Origin of the sequence: Acinetobacter sp. KS-LM10, from assembly GCF_036896575.1 — a bacterium.
GTDB classification, from domain to species: Bacteria; Pseudomonadota; Gammaproteobacteria; order Pseudomonadales; family Moraxellaceae; genus Acinetobacter; species Acinetobacter avistercoris.
In genome coordinates, this window is the sequence record NZ_CP145906.1 from 1559171 (window position 1) to 1584733 (window position 25563).

Consider the following 25563-nt stretch of genomic DNA (forward strand, 5'->3'; position numbering starts at 1 on the left):
TCCAAATTCAATGTTAATGAATATCAATTTAAACTTAACTTTTCAGGCAAAAATCGTTAGGCTATGTGCCATCTGATAAGGTTATGGTTGTTATGAAGCAAGAAACTGCACTGAAATTAATGAAAGCGGGTGAAAGTGTCTTTTTGACAGGTTCGGCCGGTGCAGGAAAAACCTATACTTTAAATCAGTACATCAATTATTTAAAAGCGCGTAAAGTTCCCGTGGCCATTACGGCTTCGACAGGAATTGCAGCAACGCATATGAATGGAATGACCATTCATACTTGGGCAGGTATTGGAATCAAAGACTTTTTATCTGATGATGACCTAAAGCGTATGAAAGAGCGAAAATACTTAAAAGAGCATTTGGAAAATGCCCAAGTATTGATTATTGATGAAATTTCAATGTTGCATGCGAAACAACTGAACTTGGTCAATCAGGTTTTAAAATTTTTTAAAGAGTCTGATGAAGCGTTTGGCGGTATCCAAGTTATTGCAGCGGGTGACTTTTTCCAGTTACCGCCTGTCGGTCGTAATGATGAAAAAAATCGTGATAAATTTTGTTTTATGTCTCAAGCATGGGTCGAAGCCAAGTTTCGTGTTTGTTATTTAACTGAACAGCATCGTCAAGATGATTCACCGTTAAATGATATTCTAAATGCGATTCGCTCACAGAGTATTCAGCAACAGCATCTTGATGCATTAGAACAAACGCGTGAACAAGATATTGGTGAGACGTACACCCGTTTGTATACCCATAATATGGATGTAGACAGTATTAACTACCGTCATCTCAACGAAATTGAAGGTGAGGGACATCAATTTTGTGCACAACTTGATGGCAATGAAAAACTGATCGAGACTTTAAAGTCATCGGTTCGAGCGCCTGAAGAGTTAACGCTAAAAAAACACGCCAAAGTAATGTTTGTCAAAAACAATTTTGATATGGGTTATATCAACGGTAGTTTGGGTGAAGTCATTGGCTTTGAAGAAGTTGATGACTATGGGATTTTACCAAAGGTAAAATTGACCGATGGAACGGTGCTGTTGGTTGAACCTGAAACATGGTCAGTCGATAACGATGCGGGTAAAACCATTGCCAGTTTTGCACAAGTACCTTTACGTTTGGCTTGGGCCATTACCATTCATAAATCTCAAGGCATGACGTTGGCTGCAGCCGAAATCAATCTTGCCAATACGTTTGAAAAAGGACAGGGCTATGTGGCTTTGTCGCGGTTAAAATCGATTAATGGTTTGCGATTATTGGGTTTTAATACGCAAGCTTTAGAATTAGACAGTTTGGCCATCAAAGCAGACAAACGTTTTCAAGAGCTTTCAGCTGAGGCTGAGCTTCATTTTGCTGATAATGATTTAGAAGCTCAACATAAAGCGTTTATTCGACATTGTGGTGGTACGTTGAATGAAACTGAAATTCAGCGCAATGAAAAGAAGATTTCAAAAAATGCGGGCAAGCAAAGTTATGCGACCGCAACGCTAGATGAAACGAAAGAGTTATTCATGGGTGGTTATGAAATTCAAGACATCGCAGTTGAGCGTGGTTTAACGCCAGCGACGATTATTAATCATTTGGCCAAACTACATCGTGAACAAGGCTTAGATATCTCTGTTGCGCATCCCGGTGATGAAGTGGTTGAACAAGTTCGTAAGATTTATAAAAAATTGACGAAACGAAAAAGCCCAGAGCATTTTTCAGATGATGGTGCGATTAAACTACGTCCAATCGTAGAGGCAACCAGTCCACGTATGGGCTATGACCAAGTGCGTTTGGCGTTGTTATTCATAGAGTAATGGTAAAGAAAAGGATGAGCTTTAATCTGCTCATCAGCAATTTAATGGCTTTTTAAACAGGATGTAATTCATGCCGCAAATGTTTGTTGATTATTCAGATAATATTCAAGATGTTGACTCAAAAAAACTTTTACTCGGCTTAAACCATGCTTTATTTGATACGGGCTTAGTGGGACATGAGTTTGATATAAAGTCACGAGTTGCAGCTGTTTCTGATTACTTGATTGGGTTTGGTGAAAATAACCAAGCTTTTATTTTTGTGCGCTTGCAAGGTTTAAGCGGACGTACCGATGAACAGAAGGGCGTGATGACCGATGCTTTATCGACATTTTTAGAATCTTTTGATGGCTATTCTGTACAAGGCTTAGAAATACAACTCTGTGTTGAATTTGCGGAAATGCCAAAAGAAATTTATCGTAAATTAAAAGTTAAAAAATAAAACACCTGATTCAGGATATATGACTTTTAAGAGGCAAATGACTTTTAAAGATAAATAATGTTTAAGGATAAATGAATTCAACCATTTATCCTTATTTTATGACTTCAAAATTTGAATATCAGCATATTCCGTCATCATGTCCGCATTCATGGCAAGAACGTGGTCTAAAAATGCGACATTAAAACTCCCCACAGTTTGCGCTTTTTCAAAAGCCAGTTTTCCTGCAATGGCGAAATGAACATGTGCGGCAACACAGGCAATAGTTGGCGTCGTCACAGCACTATAAGCAGCAATCAATGCACCCAAAGCGCAACCTGTTGCGGTGACTTTTGGTTGTAAATATGAGCCACCATTGATTTGAATCACAGCATTAAACGCTTTAGAGACAATAAAATCAGACTCACCTGAAATCGCAATACATTCGGAATGTGCCAATAAAACTTTGGCTTGAGCATATACATCTGCACTATTTAAAGTACTGTCGACGCCTTTAGACTGAACTTGGTTCCCTGCAAGAGTGCTAATTTCAGAAGCGTTACCTCGAATAACAGTGGGTTGAAATTGTAATAGCTCATCTGTCATGTCCGAGCGCCATTTTAAAATTGGCCCATAACCAACAGGATCAAGCACCCACGGAATCTGATGAGTTTGTGCTGTTTGTGCTGAAATTCGCATGGCTTGCATTTGTTCGGTCGTTGGCGTACCTAAATTAATACTCAGCGCGCCACTAATTTTAACAAAACTTTCTGACTCAAAAGGATTATCAATCATGGCAGGCGAGGCGCCAGCGGCAAGTAAAATATTCGCTGCATAATTGGCTGCGACGCTATTGGTAATGCATTGCACTAAGGGTTGCTGTATTTGCAGTTGTTTCCAAGCTTCAAGCACCTGATCCAAAATTTCATGAGTCTGAAGTTGCACCGACTCAAGGTTTGTGGCTTGGTCGGCGTGAAGAAGTTGTTCTGGATGATTCATGTAATTCCCTTACTGTGTAAAGTAATGATCTTGATGCTTACAGTTTCCACATAACAGAGAAACATAGTCATTGGCATCATATTCAACGGTTAGATCATTTGAGCCGCAATGCATGCAGCGCTTTTGAGAATAAAAACTTAAACGCGGTTCGATCATTTTCCATGATCGCCATATAGGTTGAAAAAAGATTTTTTCATCGTAGCCTAAAAAGCGATAAAACAAATTTCCACTCATATGACTTAAGGGCATGCTGGGTAATCTTGGAAGTGTTGAGGTTTCCCATTTTTCTGTGAGTGAGCGTTCACGATATTGTTCTAAAGTTTTCTTTAACAAATTGGTGTTAATGAAATTCTCATTTCGAGCTTTCAATAGTTTTTGTTTATTTAAATATTCTAAAGCGGTTTGTACCAAATAATAAATCTGACCCACGGCAAGTGAATCTAATAATCTAAAGCAAAATGTTTGAAATGCAGTATTGCCAGCAATTTGTACGCCCCATGTTCGGCAGTAAAATTGCATAAATTGAATCACTTCTTGGTACAACATCATATATAGCGCATTTTTAACTTCATCAGCACTTTTGAAGGGCACACCTAAGGTTAAATTTTCAAAAAATAAATTACGTAAGTGTTGCGTAATACTAAATAAACTCGGTTCCGAATATCCATCTAAACGAACATTAATATAATACTGCTGTGATTCATCCGCAAAATCTTTTGCAACCAAAACTTGGTCCTTAACCAGCTGTTTCATCATATAATTTTGAAATAAATAATTTGGACTAATTGGATGGTATTTAATTTTATCCCATTGGATAAATTCAGCATGTGTGGTGTTATCTTGGACATGTTGATCAAGCAGGCTTAACAAAAATAATTTATGGATAAAACTTAATTGATTAAGTTCGTATTCGTAGACGTCTTTATTTTTAGCGCTAATTTTACGTTGCTCTTGCAAACGCGTTTCTTGCATGATTTTTTTACGTTTACTTTTACAGCTTGGGCAGTGACAGGTTTTACTTTGGTCTTGAAAAACCTGATGCTGACAATGTGTACACTGATGAAATACAACATCCTTCTCAAACTCTTCAGCTTCAATAAAATTCATGCTGGCCTGACAAAGTGGGCAGTAAGTGCTGTCATCAAGCTGTTTTTGCAGAATTTGAAGCATAGTGTTTTCAGTTTGAATGAAGATAAATCGATTATACACAGGTCGCGCTGGGGAATTAATCTTCCACTAAAGAATTGTTAGAACTACATTTAAAGAATTGCTAAAACTACATTGTTAAACCTTAAATATTTTAATCGAAAATGGTCTAGTGTTATTCAAGGTTAAAGCGGATGAGATTATTCTGCAGTGAAATTTTAAACGCGCATCAGGTAATATTTTTGAGTTTAGGCGATTTAAAAATAACAATCGATTGTGTAATCCTGAGTTTTCGATTTTTATGCAAATTTTGAAAGTATTTGTCCGATTATCATACAGATGTAAGGTAATTTGAAGCCAAGTAGCATTGATTTTTAACAGTCTAGAACCATATATATCATAAAGCTTTTGCACAGACAGAAACATTATCTTGGCGTATGATCAAGCATAACCAAGCACTTATTCTCTGATGAGACTCTACGGATCAGGACATTATATGAATATCGCGGCAAATCCAGTGATCGAAGCAGATCAAACCGTCTATTTAAAAGACTATCAAAAACCTTCTTTTCTGGTTGAGTCTATCAACTTAGATATTCAAGTTTTCGAAGACCATACCAAGGTTCATTCGAGCCTGATCATGAAGCGTCAAACGACTGGGGATTTGGTTTTATTGGGTCGTGATTTAGAATTAAAAAGCATTATATTGAATGATCAGCCACTTTCAGAAAGTGAGTATAAAGTCGATGTTGAGCAATTGGTCATTCCAAATGCACCTGATGAAGTGACTTTAAATATTGAAGTGGTCATTCACCCTGAATCAAATACGCAACTTGAAGGACTTTATCAAGCCAGTGGTGATTTATTTGTCACTCAGAATGAACCTGAAGGTTTCCGCAAAATTACCTATTATCCAGACCGTCCAGATGTTCTCTCTGAGTTTATTACGCGTGTAGAGGCAGATAAGAAATTCCCAGTGTTATTGGCCAATGGTAATTTACTCGAAAAAGGTGAAGTTGGTGTTGATCGTCATTACGCGATTTGGCAAGATCCAACGCAAAAACCAGCTTATCTATTTGCCTGTGTGATTGGTGATTTGGCTGTTTTAAAAGATCATTACGTGACTTCAGAAGGTCGTCATGTTGCTTTAGAAATTTACGCTGAAGAAAAAGATATTCCAAAGTGCCATATTGCGATGGAAGCCCTAAAGCATTCAATGCGTTGGGATGAAGAGCATTATGGTCGTCCTTATGATCTAGACAACTATATGATTGTTGCAACCAGTGCATTTAACATGGGTGCAATGGAAAATAAAGGCCTGAATATTTTCAATACGTCATGTGTATTGGCAGATGAGGAATTTACAACTGATGCTGCAATTATGCGTGTTCAGTCTGTAATTGCACATGAATACTTCCATAACTGGACAGGTAATCGTATTACTTGTCGTGATTGGTTCCAATTGTGTTTAAAAGAAGGTTTGACGGTTTACCGTGATCAATCTTTCTCTGAAGACTTACAATCGGCTGCTGTACAACGTATTGATGATGTTGCAGTACTTAAAGCGCATCAATTTCCTGAAGACTCAGGACCATTATCGCATCCACCACGTCCAGACCATTTTGTTGAAATTAATAACTTTTATACAGCAACGGTTTACGAAAAAGGTGCGGAAATTAACCGTATGATGGCGACCTTACTCGGTAAAGAAAAATTCCGTGCAGGGACAGATGAATACTTTAAACGTCATGATGGTCAGGCTGTGACCGTAGAGGATTGGGTTGAATCTCTGACTGCTGGTTCAGGTGTAGATTTGTCTGAGTTTCTAATTTGGTATAACCAACCAGGCACGCCTAAACTTGAAGCGAATGGCGAATATAATGCTGCAACACAAAGCTATCGTTTGAGTTTTAAACAAAGCTTAAAAGCACATTCTAAATATCCAAATCTTAAAGCTGTACCAATTCCAGTAGCTTTGGCATTGTTTGATGCTGAAACAGGCGAACAGCTTGTATTAGAGTCTGATGCTTTAGTTGAAAATGGCGTAAAAGATGGCGTGTATTTATTTGCTGCTGATACAGCCAGTATTGAATTTAAAGGCGTGACTGCCAAGCCTGTGGTTTCTCTTTTACGTAATTTTTCTGCACCTGTGAATCTTGAGTTTAATTATTCAGATGAAGAGCTCGCATTTTTAATGCAGTATGAAACCAATGGTTTTAACCAATGGCAAGCGACGCAAACTTTGTTAGAGCGTATTTTGTTGAATGGTCATGATGCCAACATCTACATTCAAGCAATTAAAAATACCATTCCAAACTTGATCCAAAAAGATCCGTTGTTGGTGTCTCGTTTATTTGATGTGCCATCTGAAGGTTATTTGGGAAGTCGTATTGATAACGCATACAGCCCAGATAAAATTCAAGAACAACGCAATGCGCTCATCAATAAATTGGCGCGTGAATTGGGTTCATTCTGTAAAGAGACTTATTTAATGCTGGATCCTGAAGCGCAAACTGAGTTTTCTCAAGCGATGGGTGTGCGTGCACTGAAAAACATCATGCTGAGTATGTTGGCACGACAGGGTGATGAAGATGTATTTGTCTTGGCAGATACTCAGTATAAATCCACGGGCAATATGTCTGAACGCTTAGGTGCGCTTCGCGTTTTAGTTTGGAATGATGCGCCTCAAGCAGAAGCAGCTCTAATCGATTTCTACTTGCGTTTTAAAGATGAAGCTTTGTCTATGGATCAGTGGTTTATGGTTCAAGCCTCACATCCAAATGCAACAGCAGAAACCATTGCATATCTTACCTCTCATCCTGATTATGATTTGACTGTACCCAATCGTATCCGTGCGGTGAGTGGTGGTCTTAATGCCAATCCTGTGAATACATGGAGCTTTGGTGTTCAGCACTTCATCGATTTAGCTAAATATCTGGATGAGAAAAATCCAATTGTGGGTTCTCGCTTACTCCAAGTATTGTCACGTTGGTATACGCTGGCTGAACCACAACGTTCAGAAGTTAAATCGTCATTAGAGTCGTTAAAACCTTTGGTGAAATCTAAAAATGTCAGTGAAACTTTGAACAGTATGCTCAGCGTTTAAGATTTAAGATTTAAGATTTAAGATTTAAGATTTAAGATTTAACTTTTAAATCAAAAAATCCCAGTCAAAAGACTGGGATTTTTTTTAACTATTCTAAAACTCATAATATAAAGATGTATTTTTATGCATCTTCTAGCGTCATTAAACTGGCATTACCACCTGCCGCAGCAGTGTTAATACTCAATGCGCGTTCAATCACTAAAGGTTCGACAGGAATACTCAGTTCGTTTTCTTTAAAATGAGTGATCGCAATAATGGCGCCATCACGATCCGCAATATTTTTTTGCAATTCAATCAAATCCTGCGTACTGCCATGATGTAGAACTGCCTCGAAATCATCCACTTTAATATCTTTAATCAAGGCAATATTATGTTTGAGTGCTTCAGGCATACTTTGTAAATGTTGAAGTACCCAAACATTATCAGAAAGAATATTTGCTTGAGCACCTACGCTAAAAATGGCATTTAATTGCGCGAGTTGTTGACCCTCATTTTGAGCAATAGACAACACACGTTGACGTGCTAAAACCGTATATTGATTACTTTCACCTGTCGGGCCGGGCAAGGTATAGATACCTATCGGTGAATGAAGATCTTCCAGATCAATATGTGGAAATTGTTGAGATGCCCAAGTCTTAAATAATTGGCGACTTGAATGCTGATCATCTTGTTGAGCAACTTGAGACAATGTTCCAAAAGGTTTGGCAAAAGCCAAAGAATTGGACTGCATCAATTTATACATATACAACGGTCCACCTGCTTTTGGACCAGTACCCGAAAGACCTTCGCCACCAAAAGGTTGTACACCAACCACGGCACCGACAATATTACGGTTAATGTATAAATTTCCGACATGCGCTTGCTCAATGACGGTCTGAATCGTTTCATCAATTCGAGTGTGTAGACCCATGGTAAGACCATAACCTTTGGCATTAATTTGTGCTAAAAGTGCTTTAAGTTCGCCGTATTTATAAGTGATGACATGCAAAACAGGACCAAAGACTTCACGTTTTAAATCATCCAGATTTGGCAGTTCAATTAATGTTGGTGGAATAAATGTGCCTGATGTTAAATCTAAGGTATTGACACGGTCATTCAGCATAAGTTGATGAACGGGGTAACCTTTACTTCGCATATGATCAATATGCTTTTGAATATTGTTTTGAGCCTCGGAATCGATCACCGGACCAACATCGGTACTTAACAATTGCGGCTGTCCTACATGGAGCTCTTGCATTGCACCTTTTAACATCTGAATCAGCGTTTCAGCATTGTCTTTTTGCACACACAGTACACGTAAGGCAGAGCAGCGTTGACCCGCACTGTCAAATGCAGAATTGACCGCATCTAAAACCACTTGTTCAGTCAGCGCAGACGAGTCAACAATCATGGCATTTTGTCCGCCTGTCTCTGCAATCAGAGGAATAGGTAAACCAAAAGGACTCAAACGCTTAGATACGGTTTTATGTAAAATTTTCGCAACCTCAGTTGAGCCTGTAAACATGATGCCATGGATACGTTCATCACTTGAGAGCTGCGCGCCAACTGTTTCACCACGTCCAGGTACAAGCTGTAATACTGCTTTCGGCACACCGGCTTGCCAGAGAATTTTCACTGCTTCGGATGCGATCAGTGGTGTTTGTTCCGCTGGTTTGGCAATTACACAATTACCTACAGCAAGTGCCGCCGAAATCTGCCCTGAAAAAATAGCCAGAGGGAAGTTCCAAGGACTAATACATAACACCGTGCCCAACGCTTTGATTTTACTTTTATTTGCAAGATCATTATTTTGAAGACTATTATTCTCAAGGCTTTGAACTTGTGAAGCGTAGTAACGCATAAAGTCAACAGCTTCACGAACTTCAGCAATACCATTGGAATAGGTTTTTCCACTTTCACGACAAAGTAAGACCATGAGCTCCTGAATACGAGATTCCATCAAGTCAGCGGCTTTAAATAAAATATCGGCGCGTACAGTAGCGGATGAGTTCGACCACTGTGTATGCGCTGAAATCGCTTGATCTAAAGCAAGATTAACTTGATCCGTCGTTGCTTCAACTACCGAACCTACAACATCATGATGATCGGCTGGATTGAGGATAGGTTGAGCTTGTGCTGAAGGATGCGGTGATGAATGTGACTCTTTTTGTATTGAGGCTTGTTGTATTGATGCTTGTTGTGTAGAGGATTGTGGCGTTGAACTTTCAGTTTGATCAAGCAAGGGAGTGCAATGCCATTGCTGAGTAGAATAATCTGTAACGACTTGATTTAATTCTTTTAAGATTGAATCATCTGCCAAGTCCAATCCTTTTGAATTGGTACGTACAGGTTCTAATACATCTTGAGGTAAGGGAATACTCGAGTGTTTTTCACCGAGCTGACCATTGATTTTCGCCGTTTTTTGAATCTCATCTATAGGGTCTTCAATTAAATCTTCGACCTTAAGCGTCTTGTCCGCAATACGATTCACAAATGAGGTGTTTGCACCATTTTCAAGTAAACGTCGAACCAAATAAGCCAAAAGTGTCTCGTGATTCCCCACAGGTGCATAAATACGACAAGGTATATTCAATTTATCTTCCGACACTGGGCCGACAACCTGCTCATAAAGCGGTTCACCCATGCCATGTAAGCATTGGAACTCATATTGACCTTGATAGTATTTTTCAGGATTGGCCAATTGATAAATGGTGGCAAGCGTTTGAGCATTGTGTGTGGCAAATTGCGGATAAATTTGATCAGGCGCAGCCAAAAGTTTTTTTGCACAAGCAATATATGAAAGGTCAGTATGAACTTTACGGGTGAAAACAGGGTAGTCACTCATCCCATCGATTTGTGCTTTCTTTATTTCGCTGTCCCAATATGCGCCTTTGACGAGTCGAATCATTAAACGCTTATGACTTCGCTCGGCAAGATCAATAATATAATCTACGACATATAAACAGCGCTTTTGATAAGCTTGTATCACAAAACCAATGCCTTTCCAGTCCGCAAGGAGGGGTTCAAAACAGAGTCGCTCAAGCAACTCTAAAGACATTTCTAAACGATCAGTTTCTTCAGCATCAATATTAAAACCGATATTGTATTGTTTCGCTAAAACGGCAAGTTCTAAAACTTTAGGATAAAGTTCATCATGGACACGTTTGATTTGTGATCTTTGATAACGTGGATGTAAGGCTGAAAGTTTAACTGAAATTCCTGGGCCAGAATAAACCCCTTTATCTAAAGACGCATGTCCAATCGCATGGATTGCTTGGGTATAATCATCAAAATAACGTTTAGCATCTTGTTCAGTGAGTGCTGCTTCACCAAGCATATCGTAAGAATATCTAAAACCCTTTTTTTCAAGAGTTTCGGCATGTTCTAAGGCTTCTTCAATGGTTTCGCCGGTGACAAACTGTTCGCCCATCATGCGCATTGCAACATCAACTGCTTTTCGGATGATGCCACGGCCACTTCGTGCCAGCAGAGAGGTCAGCATACTGGATAGGCTTTGCTGCTTCGGGGTTTCCATCAGTTTGCCCGTCAGCATTAAGCCCCATGCTGCAGCATTCACAAACATCAGATTGCTTTGACCTAAATGATCTTTCCAGTTGCCTTGATTAATTTTATCTTTGATTAATAAATCACGGGTTGCACTGTCTGGAATACGCAGTAAAGCCTCTGCCAAGCACATCAGTGCAATGCCTTCTTGTGAAGAAAGGGCAAACTCTTGCAACAGTCCTTGCACAATACCTGCTTTACCCCCCGAGCTTTTACGTTCTCTTAAGCTATGCGCAAGATTAAAGGCTAAATCATAGATTTTTTGGCTGATTGCTTCATCAATTTCAGTACTTTGAATCAGGTGTTCAACACACTCGGTTTCAGTGCGTCTCCATGCGCGATTAATCGCAATTTCAAATTCATTTTTTTGATTAAATGGGGTGATATTTTCTGAATGGTTTTCAGCATCATCGAATTTGGGTCTAGATTCCATCATTTTTACGCCAGCGTCCTGTGACAACGAAAATAAATTGAGTTATGAGGTTTATTTAATTTATTATTACAGAAAATAGGCCGAATAATTCACTATAATTTTGCGATCTTTTAGAGATAAATTCAGATGACCAATCCGATCATGAGCTTAGACAGAACAGATATTAAAATATTGGATATCTTGCAAAAAGATGGTCGTTTATCCAATATTAAGTTGGCTGAAGAAGTCAATTTATCCCCCACAGCGGCATTGGCGAGAGTCCAGAAATTAACCAAAGATGGTTATATTTTGGGTTATCAGGCAAAGTTGAACCCTGATATGTTGAATCGGAGTTTTGTGGTTTTTGTTGAAATTCTTTTGGATAAAACAACACCTAATGTGCTCGAATCATTCTCAGATGCTGTAATGCAATATCCGCAAATTGTTGAATGTCACATGATCAGCGGTGGATTTGATTTTGTAGTAAAAATTCGCTGCGCCAATATGGAAGATTTTCGCAAAATTTCAGGTCAAGTGCTTTGGCAGCTTCCTGGTGTAAAGGAAACACGAAGTTATCCTGTTATGGAAGTGATCAAAGAAAGTTCTCAAATTGATATCAAACAGCCCAGTAAAAAAATATAGTTTAAGTTCGCCAGCGATTAGGGCAGTGCTTCATAAAATGAATGATTGAGAAAAAAAATGGAGCTAGAGCTCCATTTTTTTGACTTATTATTTATGATTTAGATTTAAGTTCTTGCATCTCTTTTGCATAGAGTTGTTCAGCTTTTTCAAAATTATCTGTGACATTTTTACTTGGCGGCTTGCCCAGTAAGCTGACCACAATAATGCTAATCGCTGAGAAAATAAAGCCTGGAATAATCTCATAGATTCCAGTATCAGCCATGGTATTTTTCCAGACAATGACAGTTACTGCACCCACGATCATACCGACAATTGCACCATTCAAAGTCATACGTTTCCAAAATAATGACAAAATGATCAGCGGTCCAAAAGCGGCGCCAAATCCAGCCCAAGCATAAGCCACTAAGCCAAGAACTTTACTTTCGGGATTAATCGCAAGCATGATTGCAAGAAGTGCAACAACCAAAACCATAAGGCGACCGACCCAAACCAATTCATTTTGAGAGGCATTTTTTCGTATAAATGCTTTATATAAATCTTCAGTCAATGTGCTTGAACAGACCAAGAGCTGACAGCTGAGCGTACTCATTACTGCTGCTAAAATTGCTGCCAAAATAATACCAGCAATCCATGGATTGAATAAAATTTTAGTTAATTCCATGAACACAGTTTCAGGGTTAGCATTGACGGCAACACCGAGCTCAGGATGAGAGGCAAAATAAGCAATACCCAAATAGCCGATAGCAACAGCACCACCTAAACACAGAATCATCCATGTCATTCCGATACGACGAGCAGCAGGAATCGATTTAACTGAATCGGCAGCCATAAAGCGCAGCAGGATATGAGGTTGTCCAAAATAGCCTAAGCCCCAAGCCATTGATGATAAAATAGCGACGGTACTCAAATCTGAAAGTATATTATTGGCCAGCGGGCGTACTGATTCAACCATGAAGGAAACGTGTTGGAAATTTTCACCAATCGCTAAATAGGTCATGATTGGCGCAAGCAATAATGCAAAAATCATTAATCCGGCTTGGAAAGTATCTGTCCAACTAATCGCTAAGAAGCCACCAATACAGACGTAGCTGATGGTTGCAATTGCGCCAATCCACAACGCTGAGGTATAGCTCCAACCAAACAAGCTTTCAAATAAACGGGCGCCAGCGACCATGCCAGAAGCACAGTAAATTGCAAAGAAAATGAGAATGACGCAAGCAGAAATAATACGGATAATTTTTTTAGTATCGCCAAAGCGACTGGCAAAATAATCTGGAAGGGTCAGTGCATTGTTTTGAACTTCGGTATGAACGCGTAAACGACCTGCGACCAGTAACCAATTTAACCACGCACCAATAATTAAACCAATCGCGATCCATGCTTCGGAAAGACCCGATAAATAAATTGCGCCAGGTAAGCCCATGAGTAACCAACCACTCATATCTGAAGCACCTGCTGAAAGCGCTGTTACTACACTCCCTAAACTACGACCACCTAAAATATAGTCATCAAAATTTGTTGTTGCTTTATAGGCGTATAGCCCAATTCCAATCATAGCCACGATATAAAATATAAACGTGACGAGCGTGGGGTTCAGTTGGCTCATGGCTTTGCCATCCTTTGTCTGTCCTAAATGATCATCTGTCCGAGATGAATTATTGTTCAACTTCTGAATTGAGCTGATTCAAACACAATTTAAAAATTACGCTCTGTAACAATTAAGTGCACATTATTATCGTTTTGTGAAACTGAATGTAATTTTAGTTACAAATCAGAGGTGAGTGGGAATGATTTTGAATGATCCTGTTTGAATCATTTAAATTGAATGATTCATTCAAGCTTTTTTAAGTTATGCATAAAACAATTGAATAAAATATGATTAAAAACTTAAGTTAAATAAGTGACACTACAATTTTAGCTTGAGATACGGAATGTTACATTGCTTACGCTAACTTTGTAAATGTAACAAATATTTTCATTAATTGACAACAATCGCCATGGCTTAAAAATCATACAGTTTTAATATGGATATTGCACATTGTTGGTGCATTTTTGAGAGTATATTCACGTGTCCACGGTTCATATTGATATAGAGAAAACAAGAACAGAGCATGACTTGCTTGGCGCAAAGCAAGTTCTAGCAGAAAGTTACTACGGTATACATACCGTACGGGCTTTAGAGAATTTCCAGATATCGGGTCAAACCATTGGTCAAAACCATCATTTTATCCGCGCATTGGCTCAGGTAAAAAAAGCATCGACATTGGCAAACTTAAATTTTGATTTAATTGATCCTGAAAAATGTACAGCGATTCAAAAAGCGTGTGATGTTTTGATCACTCATCCTGAACAATGGATTTCTTCATTTCCGAGTGATGTTTATCAGGGCGGTGCAGGAACATCTATCAATATGAATTGTAATGAAGTCATTGCAAATATGAGTTTGGAGATGATGGGGCACGAAAAAGGTCGATATGACATTATTCACCCCAACGATCATGTTAATAAATCACAATCAACGAATGATGTATATCCAACCGCATTAAGGTTGGCGAGTTACTATGCTCTAGATGCATTAATTGAGCAGATGAATCAATTGATCAGTAGCTTGATCATCAAATCGAGTGAGTTTAATTATGTCTTGAAAATGGGACGTACCCAATTACAAGATGCTGTGCCCATGACACTGGGGCAAGAATTTCATGCTTTTGCGACGTTGTTAAAAGAAGATGTGCGATTGATTAAAAAAATGCGAACGCTTTTATTGGAGATCAATTTAGGCGCGACTGCAATTGGTACTGGGGTGAATACGCCAAAGGGTTATGCGCCTATTGCGAGCCAGTTTTTAAGTGATATCTCAGGTTTGAAATTGATTGGTGCAGAAGATTATGTTGAAGCAACTAGCGATTGCGGTGTCTTTATCATTTTATCCAGTGCATTGAAGCGATTAGCCGTCAAACTATCAAAAATCTGTAACGATTTACGATTACTCAGTTCTGGACCTCGAACAGGATTAGCCGAAATTCGTCTACCTGAACTTCAAGCTGGTTCGTCTATTATGCCAGCGAAAATCAATCCCGTTATTCCAGAAGTGGTGAATCAGATTGCGTTTAAAGTCATCGGTAATGATTTAACCATCACCTTTGCTGCTGAAGCTGGTCAGTTACAGTTAAATGTGATGGAACCTGTGATTGCAGTATCATTAAATGAATCAGTTTCATTATTAATTAATGCGATTAAAACCTTGGATGAAAAATGTATTCAAGGGATTACTGCAAATGAAAAAACGTGTTTTGATCAAGTCATGCGTAGTGTTGGAATCATTACTTTACTTGATCCTATACTGGGTCATGCAAAATGTGATGAGATTGGTAAGCAATGTATCGCTGAAAATAAAACCATTCAAGAGGTGGTATTAGAACAAGGCCTACTCACTCAAGAAAAATTAGATAATATTTTTTGCTTTGAAAATATGATTTCAGAAATTGCAGTTCAGCCCTATGATGACGCTGTCATTGAGCGTGTCAGTTAATGATGCTTACCTAAATAAAAAAAGTGATGTTGAAAAACATCACTTTTTTTATAACAATTCATTACTTAGATATTAGTTAAAATTTTCTATAATCGCTCCGCATAATAAATATTGATAATAACGAGCCTCATATGAATCATAAATTTTTAGCTGCTTTTCTATGTGCAGTTGTACTGAGTGGATGTTCAAAAAAAACTGAAGAATCTTCTGAATTAGCCAGCGCCGAACACACAGCGGTTGCTGCAGATTCAGCTCAACCCGTTGCTGCTGATGTTGCAGCAGAGTATCAACCGAATAGCACACCTGTTTCAGCGCAAAAGCCTGAAGTGATTTTAAATACACAGGTTAATGCAGCTGAAGCCACTCGCCGTATGGTTCGTGAAGCAAATGTAAACTTTAGCGCGCAGGATGTCGTTAAAACCACTTTAGCCATCGAGAAAATCACCTTAGAAGCGGGTGGTTTTATTGAACAAAAAAATATTAATTTTAATGTGATAGATTCACGAACACAAAAAATCGCTGATGGAAAAATAAAAGTATTTGAGAAAATTGATCCTTTAGCAGCGATGGTGATTCGAGTACCAAGCGAACGCGCAGCAGGTGTTGTGAATCAGCTTTTACCCTTGATGTATTTTTTGAATCAGCAACAATACTCAGCAAAGCGTTATGAACTCAAAATGCTGGAAGAAAAAATTTCACAAACTCAATATGTTCCCAGTGATACACGTAATGCACAGTTGAATGAGATTGCGCGTTTGACCCAACTGGAAGTTCAAGATCGAGTCCGTTATAGCACCATTACTTTGACTGTTAATCAGCCAACCTTGGTTCGTGAGCGATTAGATATAGATGTAGATGCAGTCGCACGTATCAATGGTGATAGTTTTTGGAAGCGCTCATGGAATGCAGTTCAAGAGGGCTGGTATTTTGTTTTAGATTTATTGGTGATTTTAATCGCGATTTGGCCTCTGTATTTATTAATGATTCTCGGATTTATCGTCTATATATTATTAAAACCATGTCTTGATAAATTAAAATAATTCTTCAACGGATGAGGAAATATTGCTAATAAATAGATCAGCTCAAGATTCTACTAGATGGGTTTTCAATGAGCTAGTGAGTGAATTAGATCATTAATTAATCAGTTATTGGTTAATCAATGAAATAATAAACGTCTTTCAAAACTCATTATTCACATCACACACTCATCGTGAGTATTCCCTCATCCTAACCTTCTCCTAAAGGGAGAAGGGATTTTTTAAAATCAATTTATTACTAATAAATGATTATTTTTTGACTTATGAAAGAAAACTAATGAGTCAATTCGAAAAAAGCTCACGATCTCGTGGGCTTTTTTATGCTTAGATTTGGGCTCTTAAATTAACGATTCAAATACTAACTTTATTCAGACTCTTTCATATGTCATTTTTCAGATAACAGATTCACAATCTATTTTCACTCAATATTCTTATTTGGTTGATGAAAGAGGCCTATTCTTAATTTAATTCATCTGATTTAATTTTACTTCATTCGCTCTAATTAAAATTTTTTATTCAAGTGACTTTGCTTTTAATCGTTCAGCAATCACTTTCATTCCTTCGGATGCCGTCATATTCAAACAATGGAAATGTTCAGGAACACGGCTATGGTCTGCTTGCGGATCAATATAATAGGCCTCGCAATGTGATGATATTTCATGAATTAATCCTGCGACAGGATACACGCTTAGACTCGAACCAATCACCACCAAGAGATCAGCGTGTTGCATTAATTCAATCGCTTCCTCATAGGCGGTGACAGCTTCTCCAAACCAAACCACGTGTGGTCTGAGTGGATAGCCTAAAGGACATTTATCTCGTTCTAGATCCAACTCAGCACCTGAAATGGGATAAAATTCAGTGGTGGCTTGTGCATCAGGTCCTGAGCTTTTTGCTAGCCGGATATTGCCATGTAAATGAAGCACATTCGTACTACTCGCTCTTTCATGTAAATCATCAATATTCTGTGTGATAACTTGAACAGAGTAATGCTTTTCGAGTTCAGCGATTAAATCATGTGCTGCGTTTGGTCGAGCATCCATAATATTTTTGCGACGCTCATTATAGAAGCGTTGAACGAGCATTGGATTTTTTGTCCAAGCTTCAGGTGTTGCGACATCTTGAATATCATGATTTTCCCATAGACCATTATTGCCACGAAATGTATCAATACCGCTTTCGGCACTCATACCTGCACCTGAAAAGATCACAATATTTTTCATTGGCTCACCTTGAGTCTATTTTCTGAAAATCTCAACAATTCTGCTATACGCTATTTTTTAAAAAATTTGAAATTTCACGGCTAAATTTTAATGGCTCAGTAATGAGCGGCGTATGTCCAGATTTCTTAAAAATAACATTCTTGGCATTCTTAACGGAGCTTGAAATTTTAAGCTGTCCTTCGGCAGGATAAAGCGTAGATTGTTCGCCAATAAAGAATGTAACGGGAGAATCTAGCTGAGCAATGGCATCTCTATAATCTTCTAGATGGTTTAAATAACTATCGATATACCATCGTAAATAATCTAAATGCTGAATCGGCAAAATATGTTTTTGTAATTGTGGTCGATTGAAAGCAAATTTGAACAGTTTAGGTGTGATCTTGTCAGTAGCTTGAAGCTCAATAAATTGAATCCACAAATTAATTAAATATGCTTTATCTTCTAATGTTAAGTCATCAACTTTTTTGACAGATTGATGTTGATGAAAGAACATTGAAAGCTCTTTTAAAAGATACTTAAGCTGAGGGTGTTTAGTGCCTAATAGGCCATATTCCCAAGTGTCATCATTTGAAATTTTTGGAGTTTGATCGATATGCAGATAGGCTTTTAATTTCGGGCCTAAAAGACCATATTGCATGCCATGCATAGCTGTCGTTGCGCCCATCGAATAACCCATTAAAATAAAGTTATTTAAATTGAGCTTTTCGATCAAAACATCAATGTCTTGCCAGTGACTTGTAATTGCATCTTGAGCAGGGATTTTACAATGTTTAGAACCGCCAAAACCACGCCAATCAGGAATAATAAATTTATATTTTTTTAAATGAGGCACCAAGTAAGGGAGCCATTGCCAGCTTTGCATTCCAAGACCAGATAACAGTAAAACAGGTTCACCTCGGCCTACTTCACGTACATAAAGTTGTTCGCCATCATGCATGTTATATCGTGGCATTTTTTGTCCTTTTTATTTAAATTTTTTTAATTGTGGAATAACGCGTTCTAACCAGCTAATCCAACCCATTTCTAATTCTATACCCAGTTGTAGAACCATTTTATGAATAAATAGCGTACGATCGTCATTATTTTGTTTTTTAAAGTCTTTATCGTAAATGGCTTGATAGGTTTTGAGTTGGTTTTGGTGTATTTCCAAATGTCGTTCCAATTCGGGCAATACGGTGTTTCCACCCAATTGAGCTTCAGCACGTAAACGAACCATAAGTTCTTCGCGAAGTTGGGCAGGAGGATTTTGTTTAACCATCCAATCGGCTAGTTCTGCGCGGCCCATTTGTTCGACTTGATAGGTTTTTTTTCGCCCTAAGTCCGTTTCTTTTTCAAGTGGAGAAATCCAGCCTTTTTTTTGCATTGCTGCCAATTCACGATAAATTTGTTGGTGAGTTGCATTCCAAAAGAAACCCATTGAGCGATCAAAGCGACGAGCCAGTTCAAAACCAGAACTTGGCTTTTCGATTAAGCTGGTCAGTAATACATGGGATAGAGACATTTGAAATTCAACGATACAAATTATATTGATGATCTATTATGCAACATGTTGCATATAAATCAAATCTCGATTATAAATTATCAATAAATTATGCAACAAGTTGCATTAAAGACAAAAAAGCGAGCGCTTAGCCAGCCAAGGAGAATGTATGTCTAATTATCCACACTTACTTGCCCCCCTAGATTTAGGGTTTACAAGCTTAAAAAATCGCGTATTGATGGGGTCAATGCACGTAGGACTAGAAGAAGTTGAAGGTGGGTTTGATCGCATGGCGGCGTTTTATGCTGAGCGAGCACGTGGGCAAGTCGGTCTGATTGTAACTGGGGGAATCGCTCCAAATGATGCTGGCGTTACTTTTGCTGGAGGCTCTAAGTTAGACAGTATTGAAGAAGCGAACAAACATAAAGTCGTCACCCAAGCAGTACATGACGCTGGAGGTAAAATTGCATTACAAATTTTGCATACAGGTCGCTATTCTTATCAAGCTGAAAATGTTGCACCATCTGCCATCCAAGCACCAATCAATCCAACCAAGCCTCACGCACTCACATCAGCTGAAGTTCAACAAACCATTGCAGACTTTGCGCAATGTGCCAAGTTAGCTCAATATGCGGGCTATGATGGTGTGGAAATTATGGGCTCAGAAGGCTATTTAATTAATGAGTTCATCGCTGCCCGTACCAATCATCGTGATGATGAGTGGGGTGGTAGTTATAACAATCGTATTCGCCTTCCAATTGAAATTGTGAAACGAACACGCGAAGAAGTGGGTGAAAATTTTATTATTATCTATCGTTTGTCGATGCTTGATTTGGTCGAGGGCGGTTCAACCTTAGAAGAAGTGATTTATCTAGCCAAAGAAATTGAAAAAGCGGGCGCCACTATTATCAACACTGGTATTGGTTGGCATGAAGCGCGGATCCCTACGATTGCAACCAAAGTTCCTCGTGCAGCATTTACATGGGTCACTGAAAAACTCAAGGGTCAGGTATCCATTCCATTAATTACCTCTAACCGTATTAATACGCCTGAGATGGCTGAACACGTATTGGCATCTGGGCATGCGGATATGGTTTCGATGGCTAGACCTTTACTTGCGGATGCATTCTTTGTAGAAAAAGCAGAGCAAGGTAAAAGTGATGAGATCAATACTTGCATCGGGTGTAATCAAGCATGTTTAGATCATATTTTTTCAATGCGTATTGCGACGTGTTTAGTGAATCCACGCGCGTGTTTTGAAACTGAACTTATTTTTAAAGAATCTGCACAACCCAAAAATATTGCAGTGGTTGGAGCGGGTCCAGCAGGTTTAAGTTTTGCCACTTATGCGGCTGATCGTGGACACAAAGTGACGCTTTTCGAATCATCCAACCAAATTGGTGGACAATTTAATATCGCTAAAACGATTCCGGGCAAAGAAGAGTTTTATGAAACCATCCGTTACTTCAAACGCCAAATTGAGCTTCAGCCAAATATTAGTTTAAAGCTGAATCATACAGTTGTTCTTGATGAGCTGAATCAAGCTGATTTTGATGAGATTGTGATTGCGGCTGGTGTAACGCCACGTCAATTAGACATTGAAGGGATGGAGCACCCTAAAGTACTGTCATACATTGAAGTGTTAAAAGATCGAGTACATGTAGGACAGCGTGTAGCCATTATTGGCGCAGGGGGGATTGGCTTTGATACGGCTGAATATTTAAGCCATGCGGGAGAAAGCACAAGTTTAAATGTAGAAAAATTCTATGATGAATGGGGTATTGATACCAGTTATGCCAACGTTGGTGGCTTAAAAGAGCCTGTCATTGAGCAGTCTGAGCGTCAGATTTATTTGTTACAACGTAAAGCCAATTCAGTGGGCGCAGGTTTAGGTAAAACAACGGGTTGGATTCACCGTACAGGATTAAAGCATCGTAATGTGAACATGATTCCTGGCGTAAGCTATGAAAAGATCGATGATCAAGGCTTACATATTCTGGTTGATGGACAACCGAAAATACTTGAGGTCGATCATGTGGTGATTTGTGCAGGCCAAGAACCATTCACAGCGATGTTTGAAGAGCTGGAAGCATCAGGTAAATCTGTACATTTAATTGGTGGTGCAAAAGAAGCAGGCGAGTTAGATGCTAAACGTGCAATACGTCAAGGGGCTGAACTGGCCGCAGTGATTTAAAGATTAAATAGCCTCTGCCTAATGGTGGAGGCTTTCTTGCTTTTCAATCGAGTAAAAGGAATTCCAAATGACAAAACAAACAACTAAAAAGGCAATCGAGTTATGGCATCAGATGCTCGAAACACGTGATATGAGTATTTTAAATGACTTGCTAGCTGATGATATTGTCTTTAAATCACCTGTGGCTTTTAGTCCATATTCGGGTAAGCAACTTGTATTTTTTATACTCACAAACGTCATTCAAATATTCGAAAACTTTACCTATCATCGTGAGTTTTATACTGAAGATGGCCTAAATGTTGTGCTCGAATTTTCTGCCAATATTGGTGAGAAAAAACTGAAAGGCATCGATATGATTCGTTTTAATGAACAAGGCCAAATGGTTGATTTTGAGGTGATGATTCGTCCTAAAAGTGGCTTAGAAGCACTGGCAGCACTTATGGGAGAGAAGATGTCCGCTTTTTCACCTAAACCATAAGTCGGACTGTAATGAATAAGTTTATGAGTTTAATCACAATTGAATTCACATCATTTATATACAGAACGTGTAAACATATCGTTTATAGTTTAATCAATTGTCGTGGCTTAATTTGTTTTTCATAAATCTATAGTTCATAAATTTAGAGTTCATCAATTTGACGTTCATTAATTTGTTGTTTATAAATTTAGAGTTCATCAATATAACGTTCCTAAACACAGGTTTTATCATTATGTAGTTCATACATAGCTTATGTATAGAGATGTGTTGAGAAGAAATAAAGCGAACTTTGATCACTTAAATGATCAAAATTTGTGGAATATTTTATGTAAATTGTGGAATGATTTTTGCAAATTCAAAGCAATCTATATTTAACAATGAATGGTATAAATGACGAGTATTAAGGTAATAGGTAATGAATTTTATCGTTAAACGTTTGGGGCAGCTTTTACAGAATGTTGTGGATCCGCTAATCGGAGCGGAACAGCCGAAACTCTATTATGATGCCATGAGTGCATCTCAAAATATTTTGAATCGATTACCTCAATTAAAACAAAAGTATCGCCCAACGCCTTGGCTATCAAATAAACATTTGCATTTAATTTACTTTGATCTCATTCGTAAAAAATTCATTCAACTCGATTATGACCATGTAGACCAATTGACGATGCAAGATGGTGGCATCACAGCCGTGGTTTGGTTTGGACATGATTTACCAGCTGAAACACCAACGATTGTTCTTATGCATACCATTACAGGTTCACCTGAAAGTATGCGTGAATTAGTTAAAGATCTAAATCAATATACAGGCTGGCGTATTGCGCTATGTATACGCCGTGGTCACGCCAAATTACCAATGCCTGTACCTCAAATGAATTTGTTCGGTTCAACTGCTGATTTACGTGAGCAAATTATTTTTATTCAAAAGCAATTTCCACAATCCGAACTTTATGCTGTTGGCTCATCTGCTGGAACGGGCTTGCTGGTCAGGTATTTGGGTGAAGAGGGAGATAAAACGCCATTGAAAGCTGCTTTTGCTTTATGTCCTGGTTACGATACGGAAATAGGTTTTAAAAATGTTCATCCTTTCTACACTAGAATCATGACTAAAAAGCTTTTTAAGGCATTTATTCATCCCTATGCACCGACTTGGCGAGATACCGAATCACTGCAAACCGTTTTAGCGTCTAAAAGCTTAGATGATTTTCAGCAAACTTATTATCGTTTGGCTGGCTACGCAAGTTTTGAAGAATATAACCAAGCGGTGAATCCAATTTATGTATTTGAAAATATTAAAATACCGATCATGATTTTAAATGCAGAGGATGACCCTGTCTGCTCAATTAAGAATTTAGAGCCCTATAAAAAAGTGATTCAAGGGATGCCCAATATGATTGTGGTTACCACCAAAAAGGGGAGTCATTGCGGTTTTTATGAAGGTATTCAGACCAAGTCATGGGCCACAAAACTGATGGCAGATTATTTTAAAACTTTTAAATAAGTATTATCAAAGATCGAAATAAATCGTTAATTTACGCATGGATAAAACCATCAACTTCATCAGAGATAAATGGATGGTTTTTGCGTATGAAGATTACTTTTGCTCATGCCTATGCATCTGAATATCGCTGTGCTTAATTCTTTTCATAACCTTTTTTTAGACTTCTTTCATAAGCCATTCTTTAGACAAGAAATTCACAACCAATTTTTCTTTATTAATGCTTTCTTCAAGAGGAAGAAAGCATTTTTAGCGATCAATGTATTACCACTCAATACTGATTTATGAAATATGCAAAAGAACTATTTTGAAATCTAAAATTTGATACAAAAATTCTTTCATCTATATCGAATTAAGAAAGTATATCGAGTTAAGAAAGGGTATGAACAAGTGGTAAATCAGAATGAGATAATCCAATTGTGTTTTTAATTTGTTGCACTAATTCAGTTTCATCTTTGTCATTTGGATGGAAATTAAAACGGTAGTAATCTAAAAATTTGGGTAGAAAAATTTTATATTCTGTTTTTGCAAAGGAGGCAAATTTACGCCAAGATTTAAAATTGAATAATTGTTGATCTCGCTTCATTAATACCAACTGATAGACCGTAGAGATTACGGTAATTAAAATGAGACTTAATGTGAACACTGATACTCTTGGGATGTATGAACTCAATCCTTTCCCATATAAATATTCATATAAATCATAAGCAACAGCTTTATGCTCGGTTTCTTCTACACTATGCCATAACCATAAATTACGAATGGTTGTATCTGTCATCAACTGATGAGTACTGTTCATCATCGTGACAACTAAAACCGCAGTGTAGTGTTCCAGACCGACAGTAACCAATAAATTCCATTTCTTGCTAAATACTTTTTCAAGACCCTTTAAAATAAGCCCCGTTACTCGTTCAAGTGATTCAGGATCCAATCCATGTGCTTGAGCACTTACATGAAATGCATGATGTTCTTTGGAGTGCATCGCCTCTTGTCCAATGAATGAACTTATTTCACGGTCTAATATGGAATTCGTCTTGGCTCTGTGTCTTAAAGCGCGGACTGATCGTACAAAGTAAGATTCACCTTCAGGAAAGAGTACCGATAGTGCAGTAAAATAATGTGTAAATGCGGGATCATTATTACACCAATAGCGAGGCATATTTTCAAATTGATAATCCATGCGACGCACAGGGAAAGAAGCGGTTATACGTGAGTTACTCAATATTGATGTCATTTTATTCACCTTATTTTTATAAGTTCTAAAAAGGAACTTGATGGTGAAATTAAGGGGGCTAGTCATGATTGTCAATGAATTTTAAAACGGTTAGATAAGATCGTCCTTGATTGACAATCAAGTAGCCTGAAAAGACAAATGAATAAAAATTAGATGAGAAAAAATGTTTTAAGTGAGAACTCTATTCAAAAATAAGCAATAAAAAACCGAGTCATAGGACTCGGTTTTTTATTGCGAATAAAATTAATTATTGAGAGCAGGGGTCGCAGCAGCAATGGCAGCAGCGACAGCATCATCTTCACTTTGAGAGCTTGAAGAAGAACTTTGAGCTTGTGGTGCTGGCTTCTCAACAGCAGGTTTTACTGCTGCTGGCTTAGTCGGTTCAGGTTTTGCTTGTTGCACAGCAGGTTCTTCAGTAGGTGCATCGCGATATTCACGACGAATCGTCGTTGAGGTGTTATCAGATTCTTGTTGTTCCACTTCTACACGCGTAGGAATTTCTGAATCAGTAGCAGATGGCATTTCTTGAAGTTCAGGCTGAATGATTTCAGGCTGAGTGGTTTCAACAGGCGTTTCTTGCTCATCGTCTTTAGGTGCTTCTTTTTTTACACATGCTGTTAGGATTAAAGTCACGGCAATTGCAGCGCTAATCAAAAATTTCTTATTCATAATTGCTCAAAACAAACTTGATATATTGATGAGCTTAGTATAACAGCAAATTAACTGAGAAAAATCACCTCAACTTCCCTTAATTCTTCATTGGAAATGATGATAGAATAACCAATTGTTTATTGTTCTATGAATTGACGCTGATTG

The 25563-nt window shown here is 38.2% G+C and carries 18 protein-coding genes; 9 read left to right on the forward strand and 9 right to left on the reverse strand.

Translation table 11 applies throughout. The features are described 5' to 3' along the window. Window positions 1-92: 92 nt before the first annotated feature. Window positions 93-1808: an AAA family ATPase gene (locus V5M36_RS07120; RefSeq protein ID WP_338563536.1), complete on the forward strand. Its 1716-nt coding sequence runs from the start codon at window positions 93-95 to the stop codon at window positions 1806-1808. A 70-nt stretch (window positions 1809-1878) separates the two neighbouring features. Next, window positions 1879-2247 (forward strand): 5-carboxymethyl-2-hydroxymuconate Delta-isomerase, encoded by a 369-nt coding sequence (locus tag V5M36_RS07125; RefSeq protein WP_338563537.1) that lies wholly within the window; start codon window positions 1879-1881, stop codon window positions 2245-2247. Window positions 2248-2343: 96 nt separating this feature from the next. On the opposite strand, the gene thiM is transcribed toward V5M36_RS07125, so the two are convergent. Then, the gene (gene thiM / locus V5M36_RS07130) at window positions 2344-3222 is read right to left on the reverse strand and encodes a hydroxyethylthiazole kinase (RefSeq protein ID WP_338563539.1); all 879 of its coding nucleotides are present in this window, start codon (window positions 3220-3222) and stop codon (window positions 2344-2346) included. A 9-nt stretch (window positions 3223-3231) separates the two neighbouring features. Then, on the reverse strand, window positions 3232-4392 hold the full coding sequence (locus tag V5M36_RS07135) for a hypothetical protein (RefSeq protein ID WP_338563542.1): 1161 nt from the start codon (window positions 4390-4392) through the stop codon (window positions 3232-3234). Between the two features lie 472 nt (window positions 4393-4864). Between V5M36_RS07135 and pepN the strand changes: the two genes are divergently transcribed. After that, complete coding sequence (gene pepN, locus V5M36_RS07140) at window positions 4865-7474, forward strand: aminopeptidase N (protein ID WP_338563545.1); 2610 nt, start codon at window positions 4865-4867, stop codon at window positions 7472-7474. Between the two features lie 121 nt (window positions 7475-7595). On the opposite strand, the gene putA is transcribed toward pepN, so the two are convergent. Beyond that, the gene (gene putA / locus V5M36_RS07145; RefSeq protein WP_338564092.1) at window positions 7596-11450 is read right to left on the reverse strand and encodes a trifunctional transcriptional regulator/proline dehydrogenase/L-glutamate gamma-semialdehyde dehydrogenase; all 3855 of its coding nucleotides are present in this window, start codon (window positions 11448-11450) and stop codon (window positions 7596-7598) included. A 126-nt stretch (window positions 11451-11576) separates the two neighbouring features. On the opposite strand from putA, the gene V5M36_RS07150 reads away from it, so the two are divergent. Further along, window positions 11577-12071: an Lrp/AsnC ligand binding domain-containing protein gene (locus tag V5M36_RS07150; RefSeq protein ID WP_338563546.1), complete on the forward strand. Its 495-nt coding sequence runs from the start codon at window positions 11577-11579 to the stop codon at window positions 12069-12071. A gap of 91 nt (window positions 12072-12162) precedes the next feature. Here the strand turns inward: V5M36_RS07150 and putP are convergent, their stop codons facing one another. Continuing rightward, the gene (gene putP / locus V5M36_RS07155) at window positions 12163-13677 is read right to left on the reverse strand and encodes a sodium/proline symporter PutP (RefSeq protein ID WP_338563548.1); all 1515 of its coding nucleotides are present in this window, start codon (window positions 13675-13677) and stop codon (window positions 12163-12165) included. A gap of 462 nt (window positions 13678-14139) precedes the next feature. On the opposite strand from putP, the gene aspA reads away from it, so the two are divergent. Beyond that, window positions 14140-15603, forward strand: coding sequence for an aspartate ammonia-lyase (gene aspA, locus V5M36_RS07160; protein ID WP_338563550.1), 1464 nt, complete (start codon window positions 14140-14142; stop codon window positions 15601-15603). A 131-nt stretch (window positions 15604-15734) separates the two neighbouring features. Then, window positions 15735-16643, forward strand: a complete 909-nt coding sequence (locus V5M36_RS07165; RefSeq protein WP_338563553.1) for a hypothetical protein — start codon at window positions 15735-15737, stop codon at window positions 16641-16643. A 509-nt stretch (window positions 16644-17152) separates the two neighbouring features. Here the strand turns inward: V5M36_RS07165 and V5M36_RS07170 are convergent. The 3 genes from V5M36_RS07170 to V5M36_RS07180 are packed head-to-tail and all read right to left on the reverse strand — an operon-like array spanning window position 17153 to window position 19364. Continuing rightward, entirely contained in the window at window positions 17153-17863 is a 711-nt protein-coding gene (locus V5M36_RS07170) for an SIR2 family NAD-dependent protein deacylase (protein ID WP_338563557.1), read from the reverse strand. A 43-nt stretch (window positions 17864-17906) separates the two neighbouring features. Continuing rightward, window positions 17907-18815: an alpha/beta fold hydrolase gene (locus V5M36_RS07175; protein WP_338563560.1), complete on the reverse strand. Its 909-nt coding sequence runs from the start codon at window positions 18813-18815 to the stop codon at window positions 17907-17909. A 12-nt stretch (window positions 18816-18827) separates the two neighbouring features. Continuing rightward, a complete protein-coding gene (locus V5M36_RS07180; RefSeq protein ID WP_338563562.1) occupies window positions 18828-19364 on the reverse strand; it encodes a PadR family transcriptional regulator in 537 nt (178 codons plus the stop codon). A 148-nt stretch (window positions 19365-19512) separates the two neighbouring features. Here V5M36_RS07180 and V5M36_RS07185 point away from each other — a divergent pair, with 148 nt between their 5' ends. From V5M36_RS07185 to V5M36_RS07195, 3 genes are all read left to right on the forward strand, one after another. Continuing rightward, complete coding sequence (locus tag V5M36_RS07185) at window positions 19513-21537, forward strand: NADPH-dependent 2,4-dienoyl-CoA reductase (RefSeq protein ID WP_338563565.1); 2025 nt, start codon at window positions 19513-19515, stop codon at window positions 21535-21537. A 67-nt stretch (window positions 21538-21604) separates the two neighbouring features. Beyond that, complete coding sequence (locus V5M36_RS07190) at window positions 21605-22015, forward strand: nuclear transport factor 2 family protein (protein WP_338563568.1); 411 nt, start codon at window positions 21605-21607, stop codon at window positions 22013-22015. Between the two features lie 415 nt (window positions 22016-22430). After that, window positions 22431-23516 carry a YheT family hydrolase gene (locus tag V5M36_RS07195; protein WP_338563571.1) on the forward strand — a complete coding sequence of 362 codons (1086 nt, stop codon included), beginning with the start codon at window positions 22431-22433 and terminating at the stop codon, window positions 23514-23516. 367 nt (window positions 23517-23883) lie between these two features. Here the strand turns inward: V5M36_RS07195 and V5M36_RS07200 are convergent, their stop codons facing one another. Beyond that, window positions 23884-24747, reverse strand: a complete 864-nt coding sequence (locus V5M36_RS07200; protein WP_338563574.1) for a metal-dependent hydrolase — start codon at window positions 24745-24747, stop codon at window positions 23884-23886. A gap of 243 nt (window positions 24748-24990) precedes the next feature. Further along, on the reverse strand, window positions 24991-25416 hold the full coding sequence (locus tag V5M36_RS07205; protein WP_338563575.1) for an internalin: 426 nt from the start codon (window positions 25414-25416) through the stop codon (window positions 24991-24993). Window positions 25417-25563: the final 147 nt, after the last annotated feature.

What these genes read in the sequence shown, in the direction of transcription:
- V5M36_RS07125 (WP_338563537.1), top strand. Translation starts at nt 1,879, where the DNA reads ATGCCGCAAATGTTTGTTGATTATTCAGATAATATTCAAGATGTTGAC.
- putP (WP_338563548.1), bottom strand. Translation starts at nt 13,677, where the DNA reads ATGAGCCAACTGAACCCCACGCTCGTCACGTTTATATTTTATATCGTG.
- V5M36_RS07200 (WP_338563574.1), bottom strand. Translation starts at nt 24,747, where the DNA reads ATGACATCAATATTGAGTAACTCACGTATAACCGCTTCTTTCCCTGTG.
- V5M36_RS07150 (WP_338563546.1), top strand. Translation starts at nt 11,577, where the DNA reads ATGACCAATCCGATCATGAGCTTAGACAGAACAGATATTAAAATATTG.
- V5M36_RS07135 (WP_338563542.1), bottom strand. Translation starts at nt 4,392, where the DNA reads ATGCTTCAAATTCTGCAAAAACAGCTTGATGACAGCACTTACTGCCCA.
- V5M36_RS07165 (WP_338563553.1), top strand. Translation starts at nt 15,735, where the DNA reads ATGAATCATAAATTTTTAGCTGCTTTTCTATGTGCAGTTGTACTGAGT.
- V5M36_RS07185 (WP_338563565.1), top strand. Translation starts at nt 19,513, where the DNA reads ATGTCTAATTATCCACACTTACTTGCCCCCCTAGATTTAGGGTTTACA.
- V5M36_RS07195 (WP_338563571.1), top strand. Translation starts at nt 22,431, where the DNA reads ATGAATTTTATCGTTAAACGTTTGGGGCAGCTTTTACAGAATGTTGTG.
- thiM (WP_338563539.1), bottom strand. Translation starts at nt 3,222, where the DNA reads ATGAATCATCCAGAACAACTTCTTCACGCCGACCAAGCCACAAACCTT.
- V5M36_RS07170 (WP_338563557.1), bottom strand. Translation starts at nt 17,863, where the DNA reads ATGAAAAATATTGTGATCTTTTCAGGTGCAGGTATGAGTGCCGAAAGC.
- V5M36_RS07180 (WP_338563562.1), bottom strand. Translation starts at nt 19,364, where the DNA reads ATGTCTCTATCCCATGTATTACTGACCAGCTTAATCGAAAAGCCAAGT.
- V5M36_RS07120 (WP_338563536.1), top strand. Translation starts at nt 93, where the DNA reads ATGAAGCAAGAAACTGCACTGAAATTAATGAAAGCGGGTGAAAGTGTC.
- pepN (WP_338563545.1), top strand. Translation starts at nt 4,865, where the DNA reads ATGAATATCGCGGCAAATCCAGTGATCGAAGCAGATCAAACCGTCTAT.
- putA (WP_338564092.1), bottom strand. Translation starts at nt 11,450, where the DNA reads ATGGAATCTAGACCCAAATTCGATGATGCTGAAAACCATTCAGAAAAT.
- V5M36_RS07205 (WP_338563575.1), bottom strand. Translation starts at nt 25,416, where the DNA reads ATGAATAAGAAATTTTTGATTAGCGCTGCAATTGCCGTGACTTTAATC.
- V5M36_RS07175 (WP_338563560.1), bottom strand. Translation starts at nt 18,815, where the DNA reads ATGCCACGATATAACATGCATGATGGCGAACAACTTTATGTACGTGAA.
- V5M36_RS07190 (WP_338563568.1), top strand. Translation starts at nt 21,605, where the DNA reads ATGACAAAACAAACAACTAAAAAGGCAATCGAGTTATGGCATCAGATG.